The 23,621-nt window shown below is 41.3% G+C and carries 16 protein-coding genes; 4 read left to right on the forward strand and 12 right to left on the reverse strand.

All coding sequences use genetic code 11. From position 1 onward, the window contains the following. Positions 1 to 14 precede the first annotated feature (14 nt). The 9 genes from AB4160_RS10500 to AB4160_RS10540 all read right to left on the reverse strand — a co-directional run bounded on the left by AB4160_RS10500 (position 15) and on the right by AB4160_RS10540 (position 13,152). Positions 15 to 608, reverse strand: a complete 594-nt coding sequence (locus AB4160_RS10500) for a pentapeptide repeat-containing protein (RefSeq protein WP_102476421.1) — start codon at positions 606 to 608, stop codon at positions 15 to 17. A gap of 203 nt (positions 609 to 811) precedes the next feature. After that, positions 812 to 2,437 carry a hypothetical protein gene (locus AB4160_RS10505; RefSeq protein ID WP_303410058.1) on the reverse strand — a complete coding sequence of 542 codons (1,626 nt, stop codon included), beginning with the start codon at positions 2,435 to 2,437 and terminating at the stop codon, positions 812 to 814. Positions 2,438 to 2,884: 447 nt separating this feature from the next. After that, the gene (locus tag AB4160_RS10510; RefSeq protein WP_372004537.1) at positions 2,885 to 4,075 is read right to left on the reverse strand and encodes a porin; all 1,191 of its coding nucleotides are present in this window, start codon (positions 4,073 to 4,075) and stop codon (positions 2,885 to 2,887) included. A 198-nt stretch (positions 4,076 to 4,273) separates the two neighbouring features. Beyond that, positions 4,274 to 4,891, reverse strand: a complete 618-nt coding sequence (locus tag AB4160_RS10515) for an HD domain-containing protein (protein ID WP_241904080.1) — start codon at positions 4,889 to 4,891, stop codon at positions 4,274 to 4,276. Beyond that, positions 4,891 to 5,304, reverse strand: coding sequence for a GNAT family N-acetyltransferase (locus AB4160_RS10520; RefSeq protein ID WP_102476424.1), 414 nt, complete (start codon positions 5,302 to 5,304; stop codon positions 4,891 to 4,893). The genes AB4160_RS10515 and AB4160_RS10520 overlap by 1 nt, the downstream gene beginning before the upstream one ends. A 788-nt stretch (positions 5,305 to 6,092) precedes the next feature. After that, complete coding sequence (locus AB4160_RS10525) at positions 6,093 to 8,684, reverse strand: TonB-dependent receptor (protein ID WP_372004540.1); 2,592 nt, start codon at positions 8,682 to 8,684, stop codon at positions 6,093 to 6,095. 319 nt (positions 8,685 to 9,003) lie between these two features. Next, positions 9,004 to 10,362 carry a GntP family permease gene (locus tag AB4160_RS10530; protein ID WP_241904991.1) on the reverse strand — a complete coding sequence of 453 codons (1,359 nt, stop codon included), beginning with the start codon at positions 10,360 to 10,362 and terminating at the stop codon, positions 9,004 to 9,006. 14 nt (positions 10,363 to 10,376) lie between these two features. Further along, positions 10,377 to 12,221 carry a dihydroxy-acid dehydratase gene (ilvD, locus tag AB4160_RS10535; RefSeq protein ID WP_372004542.1) on the reverse strand — a complete coding sequence of 615 codons (1,845 nt, stop codon included), beginning with the start codon at positions 12,219 to 12,221 and terminating at the stop codon, positions 10,377 to 10,379. Positions 12,222 to 12,423: 202 nt separating this feature from the next. Continuing rightward, positions 12,424 to 13,152: a Crp/Fnr family transcriptional regulator gene (locus AB4160_RS10540; protein ID WP_102519976.1), complete on the reverse strand. Its 729-nt coding sequence runs from the start codon at positions 13,150 to 13,152 to the stop codon at positions 12,424 to 12,426. Between the two features lie 391 nt (positions 13,153 to 13,543). On the opposite strand from AB4160_RS10540, the gene AB4160_RS10545 reads away from it, so the two are divergent. The 4 genes from AB4160_RS10545 (at position 13,544) to AB4160_RS10560 (ending at position 18,656) form a co-directional block, all read left to right on the forward strand. After that, positions 13,544 to 14,476, forward strand: a complete 933-nt coding sequence (locus AB4160_RS10545) for a D-glycerate dehydrogenase (protein ID WP_102531580.1) — start codon at positions 13,544 to 13,546, stop codon at positions 14,474 to 14,476. A 10-nt stretch (positions 14,477 to 14,486) separates the two neighbouring features. After that, complete coding sequence (locus tag AB4160_RS10550; RefSeq protein WP_372004544.1) at positions 14,487 to 15,641, forward strand: alpha-hydroxy acid oxidase; 1,155 nt, start codon at positions 14,487 to 14,489, stop codon at positions 15,639 to 15,641. A gap of 279 nt (positions 15,642 to 15,920) precedes the next feature. Beyond that, positions 15,921 to 16,790, forward strand: coding sequence for a penicillin-insensitive murein endopeptidase (gene mepA / locus AB4160_RS10555; protein ID WP_102519975.1), 870 nt, complete (start codon positions 15,921 to 15,923; stop codon positions 16,788 to 16,790). A gap of 255 nt (positions 16,791 to 17,045) precedes the next feature. Further along, entirely contained in the window at positions 17,046 to 18,656 is a 1,611-nt protein-coding gene (locus AB4160_RS10560) for an ABC-F family ATPase (protein ID WP_102519974.1), read from the forward strand. 100 nt (positions 18,657 to 18,756) lie between these two features. Here AB4160_RS10560 and AB4160_RS10565 read toward each other — a convergent pair whose 3' ends face one another. The 3 genes from AB4160_RS10565 to AB4160_RS10575 form a co-directional block, all read right to left on the reverse strand. Continuing rightward, positions 18,757 to 20,697, reverse strand: coding sequence for a S9 family peptidase (locus AB4160_RS10565; protein ID WP_102476432.1), 1,941 nt, complete (start codon positions 20,695 to 20,697; stop codon positions 18,757 to 18,759). 188 nt (positions 20,698 to 20,885) lie between these two features. Further along, positions 20,886 to 21,032, reverse strand: a complete 147-nt coding sequence (locus tag AB4160_RS10570; protein ID WP_157936287.1) for a hypothetical protein — start codon at positions 21,030 to 21,032, stop codon at positions 20,886 to 20,888. 185 nt (positions 21,033 to 21,217) lie between these two features. Further along, positions 21,218 to 23,401 (reverse strand): OsmC domain/YcaO domain-containing protein, encoded by a 2,184-nt coding sequence (locus AB4160_RS10575; RefSeq protein ID WP_303410083.1) that lies wholly within the window; start codon positions 23,399 to 23,401, stop codon positions 21,218 to 21,220. Positions 23,402 to 23,621: the final 220 nt, after the last annotated feature.

Consider the following 23,621-nt stretch of genomic DNA (forward strand, 5'->3'; position numbering starts at 1 on the left):
TTTTATATTCTGTATTAATCCACCAGCTCGATAGCTAAACTCTCAAGTAAGTTTAGCGCTTCAAAACGTGAGAACTTAGCTTGGGCAATGCGGTTTTGTAGCACATCGATAGTAAAGTCAGTTGAATCACTAAAGTCGACAGCTTGTAAATTGGTTTTCATAAAAATACTATTCGTAAAATCACAAAAAGTCATGGTGGAATTGGCAAAGTCACCATTACGAAAATCAACATCATGCAGCTTGCATTCAATCAGCTTTAACTCATTTAGTACTAAGCCAAAAAATGAATTGTCATTAAGAATACAACGGCTAAAGCTTAATTGTGCATCACGATGAAATGACGGCCAATCCGCTTTAGTCCAATCAATACCCACCATTTTGCAGTCATTAAAATCTACCTCAAAAAAACGGCTACGGGGCACCTTAATTAAGCTCAAATTACAGCGATTAAACGTACAACTTAAAAACTTAGTATTTTTTAATACTGCTTCAGTAAAGTCGCAATCATTAAATTCACACTCTTCAAATTCACAGCCCTCAGTTGAGTCTATGGGTTGTTTATTGAAGCTTTTATCAAAGTACTGCTCATGTGTGACGATCTGACTCATTAAAACCCCATGCTCGATTATTCAAACTTGAGGCGTATTTTATAACACTTGCCCTGATAACAGAGAAAATAGCGCAAAAATATTATTAAGACCCCACTGATTGCTACGGCCTCACTAAAAATAAGCAAAAAAAACCGATAGTGGTTAAGTAAAAAACTTACTCACTATCGGTTACCTTGATACCGAATACTTACTTATCTAATTTAGAAGCGATAATTAAAGCTTACTGTATATGCATCACGGGTTTCACCTTTGTTATACAGCACACTTAAATTGTAATGTTTACCAATTTGCTTATTAAAGCCGACTAGATAAGCCCATTGGTTCAACTCAACACCTACATCGAAAGTAAACTCACGGTTCAACTCTTCAACAAAACCTAAATTACCTTCCATGTTAGCTTTTAATGCTTGATATTCTGCACCAACAAAAAACTGAGCACGGTAATCCAGTAACTGGTAACCCAACATAGGTTGCACGGTGAGAATACCGTCGCCCCAATCCTGGCCACTTAATTTAGTGAACGAATAGGTACCTGTAACTGAAGCAAAAAACTCCCTATAACCCACCGAAAGTGTGGTACCTGCGCCCACTAAATCATAATTAAGTTCCAAAGGAACATCAAAACGGGTTGGCTCACAAAGTGGTACTCCGACTTCAGCAGCAAAGGCACAAGCAATATCAGCTTTAAACTCTGAGCCTAATTTATCGACAAACACATCACGAATATTACCGGTATACTGGGCATCGATAACCGCATCGACTTTAATTTTACCGACTAATGCATACACATTCCAAAATGGAAAAATATTTAAATCGGCCCTTAGGGACACACTTTTAGCGTCTACGGTTCCGAAGGTGGTTTCTGGGTCAAAAAACTCGTCTAACTCCAACCCCATAATATCAAATGAAGTGAAACCTACATCCATACTTTGATCTCGATAGGCGACTGAAATACCGTAAGGTAATGGCACATCAATCCCTTGTTGACGCACCAAGTCAGCAAGTATTGGGAACATCGCTTGTAGCTCTACTTTTTCTTCTCGCATGCGCGGATCTGAAACCGTTGCGAGTAAGTCAGCATCAATCACCACCACGGCATCTTGATTATCATATAAAGCAATTGTGGTAACCGTTGTAGTTAAGGTGATCGGTTTGTCTTTTTTAGTGCCCTTGGCAATTTCAATTTTCTTTTTGATATAAGGCTTACCGTTTTCCAATTCAGTAAAATAAATCGTTTGCGAATAGTCTTTAACTTTCACGCCTTCGTAATCGAAGTCTTTTGAATTGGTAATCTCCATTTTAATTGGCTTGCCGTCTTTAGCCGTGATGGATACCTGCATAAAACGAAAATAAGCAATGTTTTGCGGAAGTTGGTATTTGGAGTAGTTAAAACGAATCACCACTTCTCCATTAGCCTTTTCTGCCACCTTAACTGATGACTCATCATAGCTTTTAGCGTATTGGCGCAAAAGGTACTCGGTTTTAGTCATACTTTCGATACGTGCAATGACATCTTCGTCTTTATCTAACTTAATTGGGTCATATTTAATTCTTAAATCAATATTGCCTTTAGTGTCAGTACTTTGGACTAAAAATATGTCCGACGTTGTTTGTTTCCCTTCAAACTCAGTGACTCGAGATGCATGTTCAACCAGGTTTTCACCTTGGGATAATGAGCTCATTCCAAATTTTGGGAGATCATCAGAAAGACCATACTTTTCAAATACACTCATCCCCTTGGGGACGCTAATAAACTCTAAATTATTGATATCTTCACTAGCAATTTCTTCACTAAAAGCCACATTACTTAGTAACAATGAACTCACAACTAAACTTGAAACTTTTATTACCTTGTTAAGTCTGAAAAATCCCACCTTTGCTAGAACATAATTAAACGTTATTCCGTTTAACGATCTTTTATTAGTATCCATATAAGCGCTACCTAATTGATGCATAAAGTCATTTTTATTGAGCTACTAGGTAAATTGTACGCACTAACAACAAAATTGCAAAGTTTCACCTACATTTTTTACATTTACCTGAGTGGCAGTATTAGCTGTTGTTCTAATAGAACAATTAAGCTGAACGATAAAGGTAAAACTGTGACTAAAACCCACACGCTAAACGATGACAAGGGGAAATGATTACAGGTAATAATCGGTAGAATTTAGGCGTTATTAAAGGTATTTGAAGGCAAACTAACAATGCTTTGAGCCTGTGCATTACCACGCTCAAAGCATCAATGGTAGAGTAAAGCGAGTATCCTCTTTTTCTTAAAAAGGGTAATACATACCCACTGAAATATAGTCGTCGTTACTATTGCTGCCGTCGGCATTTTTACCGTTATCGACCACTCCCTCAATAAAGGCAAAAAAACCCAACGATGGCACATTGTAATTAAGGGTAAGGATCAACAAATCAAGCTCATATTGGCTAGCTTGACTCTGCTCTGCAATATCATAATTATCTGGCTCGATATGGTTCCAACCGATCATTGGAGTCCAATTTCCTATGTCTCGGCTCAGTGCTATTTCGTAGCCTTTACCTTCAAAAATTTGATTACTGTTGTCTTGATACATGCCTTCTGAATGTGCGGCTACCGCAGATAAATACCAGTCACCCATGGTTGAACTAAAAGAAGCTGCTATGGCCCTAGGGTTACTGATCCTAATACCTTTCCCTTCAGCCTCGTCATTAACATACGCTAAGCCAAAGGTGAATTTGTCTACATCATAAGCATAAATAACACTGGCCGCTTCACCGCCTTTAGCTGTTAGAGTGACTTCATTACCGTCATCATCTAATACTGGCATATCTTCATCGTCTTTAAGCACTGTGGTGTCGTCGATAAACTGCCCTTGAAGGTTAACCGTTAAACTATGATTATCGAAATCGAACGGCTTATTCCAGAAAACACCATTATCGACTCGACCCGTGCCACTTAAGCCACCATCACCGTATACATAAGTTGATGATGCCAGCGCCGAATAAACATTAAACCTATCGGTTACCGAGGTCACTGCCGAATAAGCTCCTATTCTTTTACCAATAGACAGCTCTCCCCATTTGCTGTGCTGAGCAGCAAAGAAACCTTGCCTGAGTGACATAAACTCATTTCTACCATCACTTAGCGAGATTGCATTATGACCAACGTTGTAACTATCAATGCTATTGCGGGCTACCGCATTAATATACCACTCAAAAAAACCTCTAAATTTAAGGTCTGAATTTACCGAACTGCTAAAATCAAAATGTAATCGAGAGCCGTTATCAAACACAGTGGTGGTATTGTCACCATCGTTAGTGTCACTATTGATAACACCTAATTGAATATTGCCACCGACGTCTAAATTTAATAGATCAGACTTATAAACTTCAACTGCCTCTAGCGGTAACACGGTTACCAGTAAGCAAGCCCCTAATAATTTTTTCATCATCTCAATGACACTCCCATTTGTAGTCATTTTGGCGAAATCCTTCTCTGTGACTAATTTTTCGCCTCTTTATAAATGTAGCTAATTTTTCGCAACTATAAAGATACACAAGAAATTGTTTTTATTTTTTATTTTTTATTCAATAAAAGTCGTGAGAAGAGCGATGAGAATAAGAGTAATGAGAGTAATGAGAAAGAATTATCGGTTGTTACCTAAAGCGAGCCAGCGCTATTTAAGTAAACCTTGCTCAGCGGCGCTGATTAACTGTTTTTCAAGCTCAGTCCATAGACTATGACTACCTTTAGCGATTCGATCACCATTCAATGACATGACTTGCTGCTTTGAAATATTATGCTTTTTCCAACTATGACCACCGCCATGAATGTTATGCAGTAACGGCGGCACTCTATCAATGGCTTTAGCGAATATAGCATCGGCAGTTTTACCTGCTTCGAACTCAAGCCAAAGCTGTAAATATTCGTCAGCTAAATATTCTGGCAAGGTTTTGAATAACCGCTCTACTCCTTGCTGCTCCGCAATCGAATGCGTATTGCTGCTGGCATAAACTATGGTATCGCCTGCATCGATTTCACCAAAATCATGCAGTAGTAGCATTTTAATCACCCGATTGATATCAACGGGTTCATTAGCAAACTCTTTTAACATCAGCGCACTAATGCACACATGCCAGCTGTGTTCAGCTGAATTCTCATAGCGTTCTAAACCTACAGGTTTAGTATTAGGTGTTACCGACTTTAACTTTTCTATTTCTACAATAAATTCAACAATGCCTTTGATCTCATTCAAACATCCTTGTAAATGAATCCCATAATATTCAGTGAGCATTAGTATTCTTTGGTGAGGAAAATCCTTTCAGGGCTACCAGGAAAAGCTGCCACACTGCCGACAACTTTAAAACCCAGCTTTTTATAAAACTCTGGCGCTTGGTAATCTAAGGTATCCAGTTGGGCAACAACACAACCCCTTTTCTTGGCTTCCAGTTCTGCCGATGCCATTAATTGACGGCCAAGACCTGAGCCTCGGCTTGCTTTGTCGACCCAGAGCACTTCAATAAGAAAGTTTCTGTATATAGTTCGCCCTGCTATCCCACCTATAATAGTGCCTTGTTCATCACGACAAACCACAGATAAGGGCTTGGTTTCTTCTGGCCCCATATGTTCATATTTGTGCTCTCTAACCCCTGCGACTAGGGTGTCAAAAATAACGCTATCTTCTTGATGGTTTACTTCTAACATCATTTGCTGGCCTCCAAGCCAATATCTTGGGTTATCCAAACTAAATTAGCTTAGCCTTCGAATTTAATGTGAATTTTATTGCCACTGAAACTCGCCTTAAAGCCATACACCTGTAATTACTTAACTCATTTTTGCAACTGACTCACTCCATGTCCTTGTTTATAGCAGTCTTCAATATTTTTACACATTAAGCTTGGTTATCAAATTGTTAGATCCATCGTTTACTAAAATATCTACGGCCCAACTTTAACGCAAACAGCTTTATCTACCCCCTAGCAACACATAAAGGGGTTAATATACTGAGTGTATATCAACTATTACTATCAATTGCCCTGCTATAGGGCCATACTAAGATGGTTACTTATATATTCGACAATTGAGTCTAATGTACTAGTAACAGGGTCCTCCGGTTGATTAAAACTAGCCTCAGGTGTGTTACATGACAACAAATGGAAAGTATCATGAGCAAAGGACAAGACAGTAAGAAAAACACTAAAAAGCAACCACTTTTAACTGCAAAAGAAAAGAAAGCAGCAAAGACTGCCAAGAAAGCTAACAAAGGTTTTCTAGAGCATTAAGCAAGATGTGGCCATCGAGTTCCTTCGGTGGCCTGAATAGCTACCAACATTTCCCTCGCGATACTTACTTGTTATACCCCGCCCTAAAACTGTGATGTAAAAATTAGCGCTGCTAAAAGTTAAAAATCACCCCAACAAAATCCCAAAACGCAGTAATTGTTGAGATGACTTTAGTTCGGCATTAAGCCTGATTAACAATTAACTCATACTTAACTAAAACCATGTGTATTCAAATGTCACCCCGTATTGGGCGCCCATTGCTGGGTATTTGGCATACATTTCATTATTTTTGACTGTGGTATTGGTGTAGTACTCGTCAGTGATATTTTTACCCCATGCAAAGGCTTTCCAACTATCAGCTTCAACCCCAAAACGTAAATTCACTAGGGTATAAGACGGGTTAATAAAACGCTCATCAAACTCATAATCGGTTGCTGGTATTTCAACGGCATAAGGCTCGCCTGCAAAGTCTGATACGGCAAGAGTTTGATCAACTGAGCCTTCAAAATCGGCATGTGACTCACTTGAATATGCTACATCTGCGCCGACAAAGCCTTGCAGCCCGGCTGAAATTTCAAAGTCAAAACGGGCAAATAAATTAAACTGATGCTCTGGCGTAAAAGGCAGTGGCGAACCTTTAAAGTCTAAATATTGCCCTGGTTGGTTATAGCCGACACCTTGTTTAATCTGTGAATCTAACCAGCCGTAGGCAGCGCCTAAGGTCAAGTTATCTGTCGCTAACCAGCGCCCATCAAGTTCAACCCCTGTGATCGAAGATTTAGGCATATTACCCAGGGTAAATACGGTGTTAAATACTGGGGCGATTTTTTTGGTAAGCAATTGCTTATCTTGGTAATCATAATAAAAAGCCGCGCCATTTAACTGCAGAGTACGCTCGGCTAGGCTTGATTTAAAACCTATTTCATAAGCGTCAAGTTGCTCTTGAACAACGGGAACTAACTGTTGATCAGTCACTGCCGCTAAAGAAGGAAAGCTACCCGCTTTAAAACCACGGCTATAAGATGCATAGACTGATAAATCATCATTAAACTCATAATTAGCAGCTAGGCGCCATGAAAGTGAGTCTTCGCTTAATGTGTCACTAACCTCCCCAACACTCGCCTCTGGCGTTCCAAAATCTAATACCGTAACGCAACTGCCTGCGTTGTAGCCATCACCTTTGATGACGTCACTAGTGGGCGTTGTTCCGAAAAAGAAATTAAAAAAAGTATCAGCTAAACCGCCATCAACATCTCTTGAGCAGCCAGTAAAATCCGCTTCATCTTTTGAATAACGCAAGCCGGTGGTAAGCGTGAATTGATCTGTAATAAACCAGTCAGCACTGGCAAACACTGAGGCGGTTGTGGTTTGTTGATTAATATCATTTTCAGCAATATTAAAGCCAAAGCCAGGGATTGGCAGAATATTTACGTTACTACTTATGCCCCAATCCTGCTGGGTTTGGTAATCGACTTCGCTTTTACTGTAATAAAGCCCTGCAATCCACACCAGGCTATCAAGTTGTTGGCTAACTCGAAACTCTTGGGATATGGAATCAATTTCACCATTTTGATAAACATAGTCCATGGTAACGTATTCGGAATCGGCGGCATTTTGATAACGACCTAATAAGTAGCCGTCAAATCCTGCTCCAAAGGCTTGTTCAGTAGCGGCACTCAGTGGGTTATTTTTAATATTAGCAATGGTTTCCCCTGCAAAACCAGCTCGCTCGTATTCTGAACCATCATCTTCAAATTTTGAGTAGCCAGTCAGCGAGGTAAATAAGGTTTGATCATTAATGTCGTGCTCAACTTTCAATGACACATTCGTGCTGATGTGTTCAAGGCTCGGTGTGCGTCCAGCAGTCCAATCTGCTTTGGCATTATCATCCATTAAGCCGGTAAAATTCTGTGGATTTTGTGCCATATCTAACTGGGTTTGATATATCGAAGCAGTAAACGGCGCGCCCCCTGCTTTACCGGGAATATAATCAATATTTTGCGGCGCAATTGTTTCTGAATTATCGCTAGCATAACCGATAGTCAGCAATGCTTGAGTTGCCTCACTGAAGTCAAAGTTTAAGCTACCACGCACAGCCAGTTTATCTTGTCGACCTAAGGTTTCATCACGGCTAATGCTTTCCTGCCAGCCCTCGTCTGACTGAATCGTTTTAAGTGCCAGACGACCACTTACCATGTCGCTAATTCCGCCTGTCACGTAACCTTCAGCAGAAATGGTTTCATAAGAAGCAATACCCGCTTTGATGGCGGCTTCAAAATCCTTAGAGGGTTTCGCCGCAATATAATTGACCGCGCCAGCCGTTGAGTTACGGCCATAAAGCGTGCCTTGTGGCCCTTTTAAAATCTCCACCCGTTCGACGTCAAGGTTAGTGCCTTTGGTCATAATAGGAAATGGTACTGCAATTTCATCAACATACACTCCAACCGTTGATGTCGCTTGAGCGCTTGACTCATTGAAACCCACCCCACGCAAGGTATAAACCGGTGCCCCAAATGCGCTATCACTGAAATTAAACCCAGGTACAATATTGGCTAAATCAGTGGTGTCATCGATACCTATTTCATCTAATGTCTCGGCATTAAAGGCCGAAATCGACATAGGCACTTCATTAATAGACTGGCTGCGTTTTTGCGCGGTCACTTCAATTACTTCAAATTGTTTTTTTTCTGACTGAGTTTGTTCTTGTTGTGGCTCATTTGCCATTACTGGCGCATGAATTATTGATAACAGCACTGTCGCAATTAACGACTTTTTAAAATTTCCGTTTGCTTGAACATTTGACATAGTTAATCCCCAAATTGACTATTATTATTTTTCAACCCATGTTAATTATTTGTAAAGAAATACAGGTTAATTTGAGGGTAACGCTAGCGCTGTACAATAAACTGCCACATTTGTTCGGTTGGGATATCTGTGGGATAAAATATCAACTAATTTATAGCGAGGATTTGTTTATTAAAATGGGTTGGCTAAAAAGATTTTGCAAGCTTTGGCTGTCATGAATTCAAGATAATGGCATTGTTCGGCTCAATATGTCCAAAAGACAGATTAAGCCATAAAACCTAGCCTCATAACATATAAACATACCTTATGAGGCCACTGCTTATATCGTGTTAAGCAGCCAATAACTCCCAATTGTGGTTAAACAGGCAATGACGGGGAACACCACAGTCACGACTCCGACATCTTTATAAGCCGTTTTATGGGTTTGCCCTGTTATTGCCAATATCGCTACTACCGCGCCGCAATGAGGCAGGCTATCAAACCCGCCGCTGGCCATAGCAGCAACCCGATGTAAGATCTCTGGATCGACGCCTTTATCTAAATAAACAGGCGCCATAGTCCCTAAAAAGATTTGCAAGCCACCTGATGACGAACCCACAATTGCAGACACTGAACTTGCGGCAATAAAAATTGACAGCAGCACAGGGACATCTAAGGTGGTGATCCACTGGGAAAACTGCGCAAACGTTTCGGTATGGCTCACTACGCCACCAAAACCGATGACAACTGAAGTCGCGATTAACGGCGATATAGACTCTTCAGCGCCTTGACCAAGCTCGGTAATACTGCGGGGTAGAATACGTGGAAACAACACTATGGTGGTAATAATACCAATCAAGAGTGCCATACAAGGCCAAATTATCGGCTGACTGTTGGCATAGTCAACAACCTCAATGCCGTTAACGCCTAAAGCACTGATGATCCTTGGAGAGACAATACAAATTACCACAGCGGCAATGGGAATGACTGAACGAAACCAAGATGGCATCGCCATTTGCTTATTGTTGGCTAAAATCAGTTTATCTTTTTCAGAAGGGATAAAACCCTCACCATTGGCCTTGGCTATGTGACGCTGCTTTTCAAGATACCACAGCCCCAAAGACAACATAATGGCGCTACTGAATAGGCCATATCCCGCTGCGGCAAATAAGTCGGTTTTTAGCGATACCGAAGATATCACATTATGTATTGACGGTGAGCCTGGCATAGCGGTCATGGTGAACGTACCAATACCTAAGGCAATGGCACCAGTAAATAACCGCTTAGGCACATTCGCTTGTTGCAATAGCTGCACCCCAAGCGGATACATAGTGAAAATAACCACAAACAACACCACGCCACCATAGGTGAGCAAAGCTGAAAATAATACCGTAATAATTAGCACACGTTCAGCGCCTAAGGTGTCGACTAACTTATTCGCAATACTATTGGCCGCTCCTGTTGCCGCCAATAAACGACCAAACATCGCACCTGCGGCAAAGAGTAAAAAGAACCGTCCCGCAAATGTAAATGCCCCCAGTGCCCCGGTTGGAAAATATTCCAGCATGGCTTTATCAAATGCCATGCCGCTAGTGATAATCACTATGGTGGAACACACTAGCGAGGCCAGCACAATGCTATAGCCGCGCATCGCCATCCATATAAATACAGCTAATGCCGCAATAATTCCTAAAGCCATATCAATAACTCCATTTATAGCTCACGATATCCACCGCGATCGGCACTGGTAGCAAACGCTGCATAGGATTTTAACGCGCGGGTGATCACACGGGTTCTTGGTTCATTGGGCTGCCAAGCTTGATCCTTTGGCAACGCATTCATGGCATCACGACGTTGCTGCAATGCCGTATCAGAGATCAGTAAATTAATCGAACGATTAGGAATATCGATGCGTATTTGATCGCCATCTTCAATTAACCCGATAGCACCTTGATTAGCCGCCTCAGGTGAAACATGGCCCACTGACAGACCCGCAGATGCACCAGAGTATCGACCATCTGTCACCAGTGCACAGCTAGCATCTAACCCTTGAGCTTTTAAGCTCATGGTTGGTTTAAGCATCTCTTGCATGCCAGGTCCGCCCTTGGGGCCTTCGTAGCGAATAATGATGATGGTGTTAGGTTGAATTTCACCATTATCAATGGCGGTTAATGCCGTTTCTTGCTGATTGAATACTCTTGCCGTTCCGGTAAAATCCAGCATATGTTCATACACTGCTGCAGTTTTTACTATACAGCCATTTTCAGAAATATTGCCATATAAAACCGCTAAACCACCTTCGGTGCTATAAGGGTTATCAATATTACGAATACAGCCATTTTCACGGTCTAAATCTAACTCTTTCCAGCGCTGTGACTGACCGTACGCTTTAATCGTTCGCTTTCCTCCGGGGGCAGCTTTAAAATACTCATGCACTTCGGGATTATCTGTGCGCAGTACATCCCAATAATCGAGTACCTCTGCTAACGTGCCGCCTGCGACCGATTTAACACTAGTATCGATTAATCCAGCACGTTCTAATTCACCAACTATCGCCATCATGCCGCCAGCGCGATGGACATCTTCCATGTAATAATCTTTGGTGGCTGGTGACACTTTACATAAGTGAGGCACTTTTCTTGATAAGGTGTCAATATCACTAATATTGAAATCTACCTCACCTTCTTGGGCCATGGCTAACAAATGTAAAATTGTATTGGTTGAGCCTCCCATTGTAATGTCTACTTTCATTGCATTGAAAAATGCTTCTCGAGTCGCAATCGAACGGGGTAAAACTGAATCGTCATCTTCAAAATAGAACTTTTTGGTGTTGGTTACGATTTGCTTAGCTGCACGGGTGAACAAGTCTTTACGATCGGAATGAGTCGCCAATAATGAGCCATTGCCCGGTAGTGCGAGCCCTAACACTTCAGCCAAGCAATTCATTGAGTTGGCGGTAAACATGCCAGAACAAGAGCCGCAGGTAGGACAGGCATGATTTTCTAAAAACTCAGCACTTTTACCATCAAGTTCCTGACTACTGAAAGCGGCAATATAGGTATCAATGGGGTCAAAACGCTGAACTTTATCTTTTTCAACTACGCGGCCTGCTTCCATAGGCCCGCCTGAGACAAATATCACTGGAATATTTAACCTTAATCCCGCCATTAACATGCCAGGGGTGATTTTGTCGCAGTTTGAAATACAGATCATCGCATCAACGCAATGAGCATTAATCATATATTCGATGCTGTCAGCAATAATTTCACGGCTCGGTAAGCTATAAAGCATACCGTCATGACCCATGGCAATGCCGTCATCGATAGCAATGGTATTGAACTCACGGGCAATGCCGCCCGCTTCAAAAATAGCCTCACACACTAGGCGGCCGACGTCTTGTAAATGTACATGGCCTGGGACAAACTCGGTAAATGAATTAACCACGGCAATCATGGGCTTGCCAAAATCTGTTTGCTGTAATCCCCCTGCTAACCAAAGTGCACGTGCTGCAGCTGCACCTTTACCGTCGACAACTTTTGATGATCTTAATTTAGGCATGTTAACTCTCGTTTTTATTATTAGTGTTAACTACTTTGTCATAGATGATTTGTTAATTTCTGTCACATTTGTGACAATTAAGGCGAAGCACTGAGTTTGGTTCGAAACTCAATTGCAATGACAGGTGTAGCAAATATCAGCCATAAGACCTTGCGAGGCACTGTTAACACAATAGATGATAAAATATAATACAATCAAATATCTAGGCGGTATCTGCCATTGTCGAATAAAGCGGCACTATGGCTTGATGTGACAAATTCAAATCAAACAATTTGATCATGTTATCAATATCATTAATAAAAATTTTACCGTACTCAATTTGAATCAGGTTTTCTTGCTGCATTTTTTTCAATTCACGCCCGACGCTTTGCCGTGTTGCCCCCACCATTTGCCCGAGCATTTCTTGTGATATATCAGGTAAAGAGACGGCTTCAAGTTCTTTGGCGCCGCGGCTTAGGGCAAGCCTGACAATTGCTGCACCTAATCTTTCATAAAGTGGCAGTAATAATGCTTCATTTAAACTGGCAAAAGTGTATTGAATGCGGGTACATAGAAAGCGGTTTAGTGCTATCGACATTTCAGGAAAGTGCTGACTTAAATGTAAATAGTCTTTATGTGACAATACATTAACTTCAACATCAGTGCATGCCACAGCATAGTTAGGTCGATTATAGCGGGTGATTAATCCGATATCCCCAAAGCAATCACCTGCATGCAAAATGGCCACAATTAACTCTCGACCTTCTTTATTGTAATTACAAATCTTGACTTTACCTGACACCACTTGAAAGCCACAATTTGAGGTTTCACCAGAGTTGTAAATAAATTCATCTTTACGAAATTTTTTAAAGCTAAGCCTGTGGGATATTTGCTGCTGTATTTCGCTGGGTAATTCAGCGCGCCAATTATGTAGATGTTGAATTGTTAACATAGTGCAGAGAGTCCTTGTTCATTCGAACTTATTATTATTGGTCAATCATGGCTAGATTAAGTGATAGTCCCTACAAAGGCAAAGGCTAAAAAAACCACACGCTAGCAACAAATGCTGCCTAGGTTTTTATCCACTTAACAACACTATTCTTCTACCGATTAATAGTGATATTTATAGTAGACACGTTATTATCGTTCACAAAAGCAAGCCAATTAAGCTTATAAATTTTATATCAATATCGACCATGAAGCATCTCAAATGCAACATTTGTTGCGGAAACAAACCATCGCTACTGGCACTCTAAACAATCACTAGCTTCAAAAATCATGACAGAAATGGCGTGACCTAAAACCAATTGATTGCCCATAAAAATAATAATAAGGACAAGATAATGACTGATATTATTGTACTTTCTCGCCCATTACCTCTACCGCAAATTAGCGCTAATGGCTCCGCAATCGAAGTGCGGGTATTTGAAGGTGATTACGCTGTTTTTACAGGTGCAAAGGTGTACTTAACAACGGCATTAGATGCCGTTAGTTCTGATTTTATTAATACCTTGCCGACATCCATTACATTAATCGCCAATATTGGTATTGGCGTTGATAATATTGACCTTAACGCCGCTAAAGCGCGCTCCATTTCGGTAACTAACACCCCGGTGGTCACTGAAGATACTGCCGACTTAGCCTTTGGGTTATTGCTAGCCACTTGCCGCCGACTTGGCGCAAATGAGCGCTTTTTACGCAGCGGTAAATGGTCTAAACAAGCCCCAATGGCCATGATGGGAAATCAAGTCCACGGTAAAAAGTTAGGCATTGTGGGAATGGGTAGCATAGGCCAAGCCGTTGCGCGCCGCGCCAAAGCCTTTAATATGGATATTTATTATTATAATCGCTCACGATCTCTCGAAGCCGAAGCAAACTATCAAGCTCATTATTGTGACAGTCTGGCGAGCTTGTTATCGTCTGTAGATATCATTAGTTTACATTGCCCACTCACCCCTGAATCACAACAGATAATCAATGCTGATAGCTTAGCCAATTGCAACGATGGCGCCATTTTGATCAATACCGGCCGCGGCGGATTAATTGATGACAACGCCCTCATCGATGCACTAAAAAACGGTAAAATTGCTGCAGCTGGATTAGATGTATTTGATGGTGAGCCTGATTTCCATTCTGGCTATCTTGATTTTGAAAATGTCACCTTAACTCCGCATATTGGCAGCGCAACGGCTGAATGCCGTCAAGCAATGGCAGGCAAAGCCTTACAAAATATTATTGCGATGCTTGAAGGCAAACCGTTATCAACTCCTGTATAGAGCCGCCACTATGTTATTAACTAAGTCTTTAGAAAAATGCTTTAACATTGGGCAGTTACATCAGCAAGCACATAAAAACCTCCCCCTACCTGTGTATGACTACATGGCAGGCGGTGCTGACGATGAAGTGTCTTTGAGTCACAATGTTAATGCCTTTGATCAATATCAGATTATTCCTAAGTGTCTCACTAATGTCACCGACATCAATACCCACAGCCATATACTGGGCTGTGACATGTCGGCACCATTTTTTATTTCACCTGTGGGTCAGCAGCGCATGTTTCATGCTGATGCAGATATCGCTGGCGCTAAAGCCGCTGAAAAACAGGATATTTTGTTTACCTTATCCACTTTCTCTTCCAAAACCATTGAAGAGGTCGCCAGCAGTAGTTATGGCAATAAAATGTTTCAGGTATATGTAGTGACGGATCCGCAATTAAATGAAGAAATTATGCAGCGGGCAAAAGCGGCAAAATATCAAGCCATGTGTTTAACCGTTGATACCGTGGTGGGCGGCAATCGTGAGCGAGACATAAAAAATGGCTTAACCATACCCATGAACCTCAGCTTAAAAAGCCTATTGGAATTTGCTAAACATCCTTTGTGGGTAAAAAACTACTTTATGTCAGGTGGCAAAGATTTAGTTAATCTAAATGCAGCCCCCTCAACAGGCGATACCGAAAGCTTCCTTAAGTATATGGGTAATCTATTGGAGCGAAATCTCACTTGGGATCACGCCGCCAAGATGATTAAACAATGGGGCGGCCCTTTTGCCATCAAAGGCATTATGTCGGTAGATGATGCAGTTAAAGCTAAACACATTGGCGCATCGGCCATTATGATTTCAAATCATGGCGGCAGACAGCTGGACTGCACCCCTGCGCCAATTGAAATGGTGGCTGACATTCGAGCAGCAGTCGGTCCAGACATCGAGCTCATCGTCGATGGCGGCATCAGACGCGGCAGCGATATTTTTAAAGCGATAGCCTTAGGCGCTAATGCGGTATCACTTGGCAGAACATACGCCTATGGCCTAGCTGCGGGCGGGCAAGCGGGTGCAGAAAAAGCCATCTGTATACTCAAAACAGAATTGGTCCGTACTATGGCCTTGGCAGGCTGTCAAAGCCTTAAGGATATTAACACCAGCATGATCCGTAAGCGTTAACGGTCATCCTCATTCCCTTTAAGTGAGATAATATTAAGTTAGAACAACATCAGGCCTGCGAGCTCCCCCCCCTTCGCAGGCCTGATGCTCTAGTGTCATAATGCTACGACTTAAAAGAATTTAAGCATTCAAACTAATCCGCGCTATTCACTCGCCTAATTCCTATCGCCTTCTATACTTTTGTTGAGCTCATAAGTGATTTGATTATCAAGCATTCGCTAATTAACTCGCTCATGTCCTATACCTTTAATTCACAGTCTTGTAGGAGTAATTTTATCAATGACACGATTAAGCACCATATTACTGCTATTAAGTTTGTTAAGCATTTATCCACTGCAGGCCAGAACCAATCCTTGGGAGCTCGCCACCAGCATCTATCAAGGGCAAGTTGCAGCTATTGGCGGCTATGCTAATGGTTGTTTATCAGGCGCACAGCCACTGCCGTTAACGGGTGACGGCTACCAAGTTATTCGTAGTCAGCGGCAGCGTTTTTATGGCCACCCTAATCTCGTGAATTTTGTCAGTCACTATTCAAAGCAGCTAACTCAGCAAGGGATCAATAATATTTTCATCGGTGATATGTCGATGCCCCGCGGCGGTCAATTTGATTTTGGCCACAGCAGCCATCAAATAGGCTTAGATGTGGATATTTGGCTAAAACTAACCGAGGCGCCACTCAAGCCCCAAGAATTACAAAATCCACGTCATTTGTCTGTGGTTGATATTGATAAATTAACCGTTAATCAAGCATGGTCAAAACAACATAAAACCATGCTCAAAGTCGCTGCAGAGAATAATCAGGTCGCTCGGATTTTTGTTAATCCAATCATCAAGCAGCAGCTGTGTAATGAACGAAGCGACAAGGATACTTGGCTACAAAAAATTCGTCCTTGGTGGGGCCATACCTCTCACATGCATGTGCGCTTGCATTGCCCTGAAACTGATAGCTTATGTAAAGCGCAGCAGCCCATTAAATCAGGTCATGGCTGTGAAGAATTAACTTGGTGGACCCAGCAACTTAAGCGTGCAGCGGCAAGCCAGCAACAAGCTAAACAACCTAAAACGGCAGCGGCGCCAAAGCCAAAGCCTTTAAAACAAAAACCGCTTTCCTGTGAACCACTAGTTAAAAACTTACAGGCAAAACAGTAATTTCCCCCTCTTAAAACATTCACTATTGAGCATTTGCCCGTTAAATTGCACTAAACAGGCCAAAAATATACTTTAACTGCATTGGCTGCTCGACATATGAGCAGTTATGTCTGTATAATCCGCGGCTGTTTTACCTACGTAAATGCTCTGCCTTTTTAAGGTCAGCGTTTATCTGCTTAGCTTGGCTGAACTCAAAGTACCTTTTTATTGTACATCGAGCTTTGTTTTGCATACTTAACCATTCAGGATATTCCTTTGATTTCTACCGCAAATATCACCATGCAGTTTGGCCCAGAGCCATTGTTTGAAAACATCTCAGCTAAATTTGGCCACGGAAACCGTTATGGTTTAATTGGTGCCAACGGTTGTGGTAAATCAACCTTCATGAAAATTCTAAGTGGTGAACTTGCACCGACTTCTGGCAACGTGTCTATTACTCCGGGCCAAAAAGTCGGTACCTTAAGTCAAGATCAGTTTGCTTTTGAACAGTACAGCGTAGTCGATGCTGTCATTCAGGGTGACCCAAAACTGTGGGAAGTTAAGCAAGAGCGTGAACGCATTTATTCTTTGCCTGAAATGACTGAAGAAGACGGAATGAGAGTCGGTGAACTTGAAAGTGAGTTTGCTGAAATGGACGGTTACAGTGCAGAAAGCCGCGCTGGTGAAATCTTACTTGAAGCCGGTATCGATGAAGAATATCACTTTGGTTTAATGAGCCAAGTCGCTCCCGGTAAAAAGCTACGTGTATTACTGGCACAGGCTTTATTCTCAAACCCTGATATCTTGCTGCTTGATGAACCGACCAACAACTTGGACATACATACCATTAGTTGGTTAGCAGATGAGTTAAACAAACGTAAATGCACCATGATCATCATCTCCCATGATAGACATTTCTTGAACACTGTCTGTACTCATATGGCTGATATCGATTACGGTGAACTGCGTATTTACCCTGGTAATTACGAATACTTCCTTGAAGCTGCAGGCTTAATCCAAGAGCAGTTATTAGCAGGTAACGCTAAGAAAGTGGCTGAAATGGCTGAACTTCAAGACTTTGTTAACCGTTTTGGTGCTAACGCATCTAAAGCGAAGCAAGCCAGTTCTCGTGCTAAAAAGCTTGATAAAATTTCGCTAGATGAAGTTAAATCATCTAGTCGCATGACGCCTTCATTACGTTTTGACGAAAGCAAAAAAATGCATCGTCAAGCGCTTATCATGGAAGACGTTGGCCATGGTTTTGAAGATAATACCTTATTCCAAGGCGGTAACATTATCCTTGAAGCAGGCGCAAAGCTTGCTGTTATTGGTGAAAACGGTGTCGGTAAAACTACCCTGCTACGCTGTTTAGTTAACGATCTGACCAATAACGAAGGTGTGGTTAAGTGGTCTGAAAATGCCGCTATCGGTTACTGCCCGCAAGACAGCAGCAAAGACTTTGATAATGATCTAAGTTTATTTGATTGGATGTCGCAATGGCGCACCCCAAGACATAACGATTTAATGGTCCGTGGTATGTTAGGCCGTCTTCTATTTACTGAAGATGATGCCAACAAGAAAGCCCGTAACTGTTCAGGTGGCGAAAAGAACCGTCTATTATTTGGTAAGTTAATGATGATGGATGTAAATGTACTCATCATGGACGAGCCAACCAACCACATGGACATGGAAGCCATTGAAGCGCTGAACAATGCCCTTAAAGAATTTGAAGGCACCTTGATTTTCGTTAGCCACGATAGAGAATTTGTATCATCGCTTGCAACTCACATCATTGATGTGAGAGACCAAAAGTTATTAAGCTTCCACGGTACCTTTAACGAGTACATGGCAAGCCAAGCTGAAGCAGCAGCGCTGATAAAAAAATAAGCCTTATTAACGAAGATTATTCGTAATATCGCAGTCATAAAAAAGCCATTTGAATATTCAAATGGCTTTTTTGTTTTTACGCTATGCCAACCTTTGGAACTTATAAATAGGTATTTAAAAATTCGAGGTATTTATTAGAAGCACTAATGCGGTTAGCTTTTTTACTAAAGCCATGGCCTTCATCATCAAACACAAGGTAATCAACATAAGTGCCGCCCGAGCGGATTGACTCGACCATTTCATCACTCTCAATTTTTAGTACTCGGGGATCATTTGCCCCTTGCACCACCAACACCGGGCTTTTCACTTGTTCACCAAAAAACACTGGTGAAATATTGTGTAAGCGCTCTTTATCTGTCGTTGGGTCCCCTAACTCGTCATAAAGACTTTTACGAAATGCTTCCCAGTAAGGCGGTATGCTTTCAAGGGTTCTCACCCAGTTAGTAACGCCAAAGATATTAATTCCAACCTTAAACTCATCAGTAAATGCCATCGCAGCCATTGTTAAGTAACCGCCATAACTGCCACCCATAACACCAATCTTATCGGCATCAACCCAATCTAAGGTTTGAAGGTATTTTTTGTTATACACCACATCTTGTAAATCATCTTCACCATGACGTTTATCATCTAAGTGAAAAAACGTTTTACCATATCCACTTGAACCACGATTGTTAATCTTAATGATGGCATAGCCGTTATTCACCAGATGTTGAACTGTTGCAGAGTACCCTTTGCGAGATTGCCCGCCAGGACCACCATGGATATAAATCAATGCGGGCACTTTTTTCATATTAGCTTGTTTAGGCTTATATAAAATCGCAGGAATCTCTAAACCATCAAAGCTTTTAAAACGCACCACTTCACCGGTAACAAGATTCTGTTCTTTTATGTTTGGATTACCAGAATTGGTTAATCGAAGTATCGAGTCTGTACCTAATTTGTGGGTATATAAGTTTGATGGTGAAGTATCTGAGTTAATGTAAAACACCATTGAACTTGAATCATCAGAGAAATTTACCCCGCGTAAATCACCACTGGGTAAGGTCGGTAATTGCAGTTCAGAATTAGTGGTTAAATCAGTAATAATCAACTGTGTTTGCGCATCGGCATTGACACCGGTAATTTGAAAACGACCATCTTTTGAAAAGTAGCTAAAACTGACATCCCAATCTGCCTTATAGCTTAAGGTGCTCTCACCTGTTGCTAAATCATATGCCCATGATTGATTGAACTCACCAAATTCATCGGTGGCATACAACAAGCGTTTATTGTCTTTAGAAAAAGTATCAACCGAATAAGACACATCACCACTATGTTCAGTGAGCAAGCGTGGTTTTGCCATTTTCAATCTAAGGTCGATTAAATAAAGATCTGAGTTACTGTTTGAATGGCTTTTACTCAGCGCGATAAAACGGCCATTTGGACTCACACTTTCTACACTAAAACCAGAGTCATTTTTAAACACTAATTGGCGACTGTAATCTTCAGTATTATATTGATAAACATCAAAATACTTAGCATCTCGTTCATTGGTTACCACAAAGAAAGATTGCTCATCTTCATGCCATGACATTACTGACGCTTTTAAGCCTTCGCCTGGGGTTAAATCCACGTCAGTGCCATCTAACTCTTGGACATAAAGATGATTAAGTTCATCACCACCTTTATCCGCGCTATATAAAAAACGTTCGTCTTTTGGAAACCACGACTCAACAAATACTGATTCTTTAGTTGAAAACGTCAGTTGTTTTGACGGGCTGCCATCAACAGGCACACGATAAGCATTGAAAATACCGCTTTTATCATTACTGACTAAAACAGCATTGCCTAAATGGTTAATTGAAGAGCCAAATACACTGGTGGTTTTATAAAACTCTTCAGCATTGTAAGTTTCAAATGCCACTGAATTACTGGCAACTAAATCAATTGGATCAGCTTGTGGTTTAACATCATTGGAGTTACTGGAATTCGAGCAACCACCTAGTGCAACCGCCATTATGGCTGTTGTGATAGCAGTTGTGATGAGGGTTTTAAGCATGAAAATATCCTTATTATGTCCGAGAACTTAAACGAGATAATTCAAAAAGTAGCGATGAATTATTGAGTACAGTATTCAACCTAGCAGGAGATGCTAATATTGGCTAGCCGTATGAGAATCAATAAAACAGAAGTTGAAGCGGAACGTTATAACATTTAAATAAAATAACGATTATGCGAATACATTAACTAGCAAGTTGAAATGAGATAGCCAAAGGTATTATTTGCATGCTCTGGAACGCCCAAACCCACTAAAGTAGACATCACAAAAATGACTAAGATGGTAATTGCTAACGCTGCGGTGATAATCATTAATAGCCTAAATAATGTTGCCATCTAAGTTCCTTTAGCCTTCACTTTTAACTGACTGATACGATTTATCTCAATCATATTTCAGCCATAAGTTAACAGAATGAGCTCATATAGTGTTATTGATAAATGCTATTACCTTTATACAAATGACAAAAACAACAAAGCCCATCATGAAATGGGCTTTGTTAAATTGGTTTTAACTGTATTCGTTATTTAGCGGCATTCGCCCGTGCTTGATGCAGTTTTTTATAGCTTTCAATCAATCTAAGGTGCGGCTCGATACCTTCAAGCTTCATGCTGGTTTGAGTCAAACCAAAGAACTTCACCTCACCAGTGACACTGCCAACAACGTTTTTCATATTGTCTTCACCAAACATACGGTTGAAGTTATTGATAAAGTGCTCAAGCGCTAAACCGTCATCCAAGGTGACTTCTAATACCGCATTAACCGCTTGATAGAACAAGCCGCGCTCGACTGTATTGTCGTTGTATTGTAAAAACTCACCAACATAATCCATCGCATCTTCAAGTCTGCCTATCGCAAGATAGATTAAGATTTTAAGCTCGATGATGGTTAACTGTCCCCAAGGGGTGTTTTCGTCAAACACGATACCAATTAAGGTTGGAATATCGGTTTGATTATCCAGTTGGCTTTCTTCTAAGCGCTCAACTAAATCAGTTAACTGCTCTTGGGTTAACACATGCAGGTTTAAAATCTCTTCACGGTAATCCAGCGCTTTATTGGTGTTGTCCCAAATAAGATCTTCAACTGGATACACTTCTGAGTAATCAGGCACCAAGATACGGCAAACCGCTGCGCCTAATTGGTCAAACTCAGCAATATAAGCTTCTTTGCCAATATCCGCTAAGATGCCAAATAAGCTTTCAGTTTCTTCTTCCGTAGTACCAGAGAAATCCCATTCGCAGAAATCATAATCATGATTGCTGCTAAAGAAACGCCACGAGATAACACCTGTAGAGTCAATAAAGTGCTCAACAAAGTTTTCAGGCTCTGTCACTGTCATGCTATTGAACGTCGGCTTTGGCACATCGTTCAAGCCTTCAAAGCTTCGACCTTGCAATAATTCTGTCAGGCTGCGCTCAAGCGCCACTTCAAGACTCGGATGGGCGCCAAATGAAGCAAATACGCCGCCAGTTTTAGGGTTCATCAAGGTGACACACATTACAGGGAATTGACCACCGAGTGAGGCATCTTTAACCACAACAGGGAAGCCTTGTTCTTCTAAACCTTTAATACCCGCTAATATGCTTGGGTACTTTTCAAGTACAGCCATTGGCACATCTGGCAGGACAATTTCTTGCTCGATGATTTGGCGTTTAACCGCGCGTTCAAAGATTTCAGATAAACACTGCACCTTGGCTTCAGCTAGGTTATTACCCGCGCTCATGCCGTTACTTAAAAATAAGTTCTCGATTAAGTTAGACGGGATATTAACCACTTCGCCATCTGAGTGACGAGTATAAGGAATGGTACAAATACCACGCTCAAAGTTACCTGAGTTGGTATCTATCAGATTTGAACCGGCTAACTCACCATCTGGATTATAAATCTCTAAACAGTAGTCATCTAAAATGCCGCTTGGCAGCGAGTCATCTTCTTCTAACTCAAACCATGTTTCATTGGGATAATGCACAAACTCGCTATTAGCTATCTCTTCGCCAAAGAACTGGTCGTTATAAAAGAAGTTACAGTTTAAACGTTCAATGAATTCACCTAATGCAGAGCACAGCGCACTCTCTTTCGTCGCGCCTTTACCATTAGTAAAACAGGCTGGTGATGCTGCATCACGAATATGCAGTGACCACACATTCGGCACAATGTTACGCCATGAAGAAATTTCAATCTTCATCCCCAGCTCTGCTAGCATGGCAGTCATGTTGGTGATGGTTTCTTCAAGGGGTAAGTCTTTACCTATGATGTAGGTGCTGGTATCGCCTTCAGGTTGACCCATTAGCATGGCATTGGCGTCAGCGGCTAAATCATCAACGGTTTCGATTTTAAATTCAGGGCCGGTTTGCACCACTTTTTTAACCGTGCAGCGGTCGATAGAACGTAAAATACCGGTACGATCTTTTTCAGAAATATCATCTGGTAATTCAACTTGGATCTGAAAAATCTGGTTATAACGATCTTCAGGATCAACAATGTTGTTTTGTGATAGCTTGATATTTTCCGTAGGAATATCACGGGCTTTACAATACACCTTGATAAAGTAAGCCGCACACAGCGCTGACGACGCTAAGAAGTAATCAAACGGACTTGGCGCTGACCCATCACCTTTGTAGCGAATAGGCTGATCGGCAGTAACAGTAAAGTCGTCAAACTTGGCTTCAAGTCTTAAGTTGTCGAGAAAATTAACTTTGATTTCCATTGAATAGTTCCAGAGTCGTGCGCTGTAAATTGGCGGGTATATCTAATGAGGTGAATTATCGGTGTTTTTAGCGCAATAGTCTTGGGTTAATTGTCACTATTGCTTAATTAGCTGAAAAATTTCCCCTGCATTAAACAATAATCAAAGGCTTAGCATTGGCCATGCTTGCACATGACCAGCTAAGTTATTGCTGATTAAGTCGACATATAGATTTATTTAT

Source organism: Shewanella sp. 10N.286.51.B8 (assembly GCF_041469325.1).
Classification (GTDB): Bacteria; Pseudomonadota; Gammaproteobacteria; order Enterobacterales; family Shewanellaceae; genus Shewanella.

Excerpts from the sequence above, each read along its gene's own strand:
- AB4160_RS10500 (WP_102476421.1), bottom strand. The coding sequence starts at position 608 with ATGAGTCAGATCGTCACACATGAGCAGTACTTTGATAAAAGCTTCAAT.
- AB4160_RS10510 (WP_372004537.1), bottom strand. The coding sequence starts at position 4,075 with ATGACTACAAATGGGAGTGTCATTGAGATGATGAAAAAATTATTAGGG.
- AB4160_RS10515 (WP_241904080.1), bottom strand. The coding sequence starts at position 4,891 with ATGCTCACTGAATATTATGGGATTCATTTACAAGGATGTTTGAATGAG.
- AB4160_RS10520 (WP_102476424.1), bottom strand. The coding sequence starts at position 5,304 with ATGATGTTAGAAGTAAACCATCAAGAAGATAGCGTTATTTTTGACACC.
- AB4160_RS10525 (WP_372004540.1), bottom strand. The coding sequence starts at position 8,684 with ATGTCAAATGTTCAAGCAAACGGAAATTTTAAAAAGTCGTTAATTGCG.
- AB4160_RS10530 (WP_241904991.1), bottom strand. The coding sequence starts at position 10,362 with ATGGCTTTAGGAATTATTGCGGCATTAGCTGTATTTATATGGATGGCG.
- ilvD (WP_372004542.1), bottom strand. The coding sequence starts at position 12,221 with ATGCCTAAATTAAGATCATCAAAAGTTGTCGACGGTAAAGGTGCAGCT.
- AB4160_RS10540 (WP_102519976.1), bottom strand. The coding sequence starts at position 13,152 with ATGTTAACAATTCAACATCTACATAATTGGCGCGCTGAATTACCCAGC.
- AB4160_RS10545 (WP_102531580.1), top strand. The coding sequence starts at position 13,544 with ATGACTGATATTATTGTACTTTCTCGCCCATTACCTCTACCGCAAATT.
- AB4160_RS10550 (WP_372004544.1), top strand. The coding sequence starts at position 14,487 with ATGTTATTAACTAAGTCTTTAGAAAAATGCTTTAACATTGGGCAGTTA.
- mepA (WP_102519975.1), top strand. The coding sequence starts at position 15,921 with ATGACACGATTAAGCACCATATTACTGCTATTAAGTTTGTTAAGCATT.
- AB4160_RS10565 (WP_102476432.1), bottom strand. The coding sequence starts at position 20,697 with ATGCTTAAAACCCTCATCACAACTGCTATCACAACAGCCATAATGGCG.
- AB4160_RS10570 (WP_157936287.1), bottom strand. The coding sequence starts at position 21,032 with ATGGCAACATTATTTAGGCTATTAATGATTATCACCGCAGCGTTAGCA.
- AB4160_RS10575 (WP_303410083.1), bottom strand. The coding sequence starts at position 23,401 with ATGGAAATCAAAGTTAATTTTCTCGACAACTTAAGACTTGAAGCCAAG.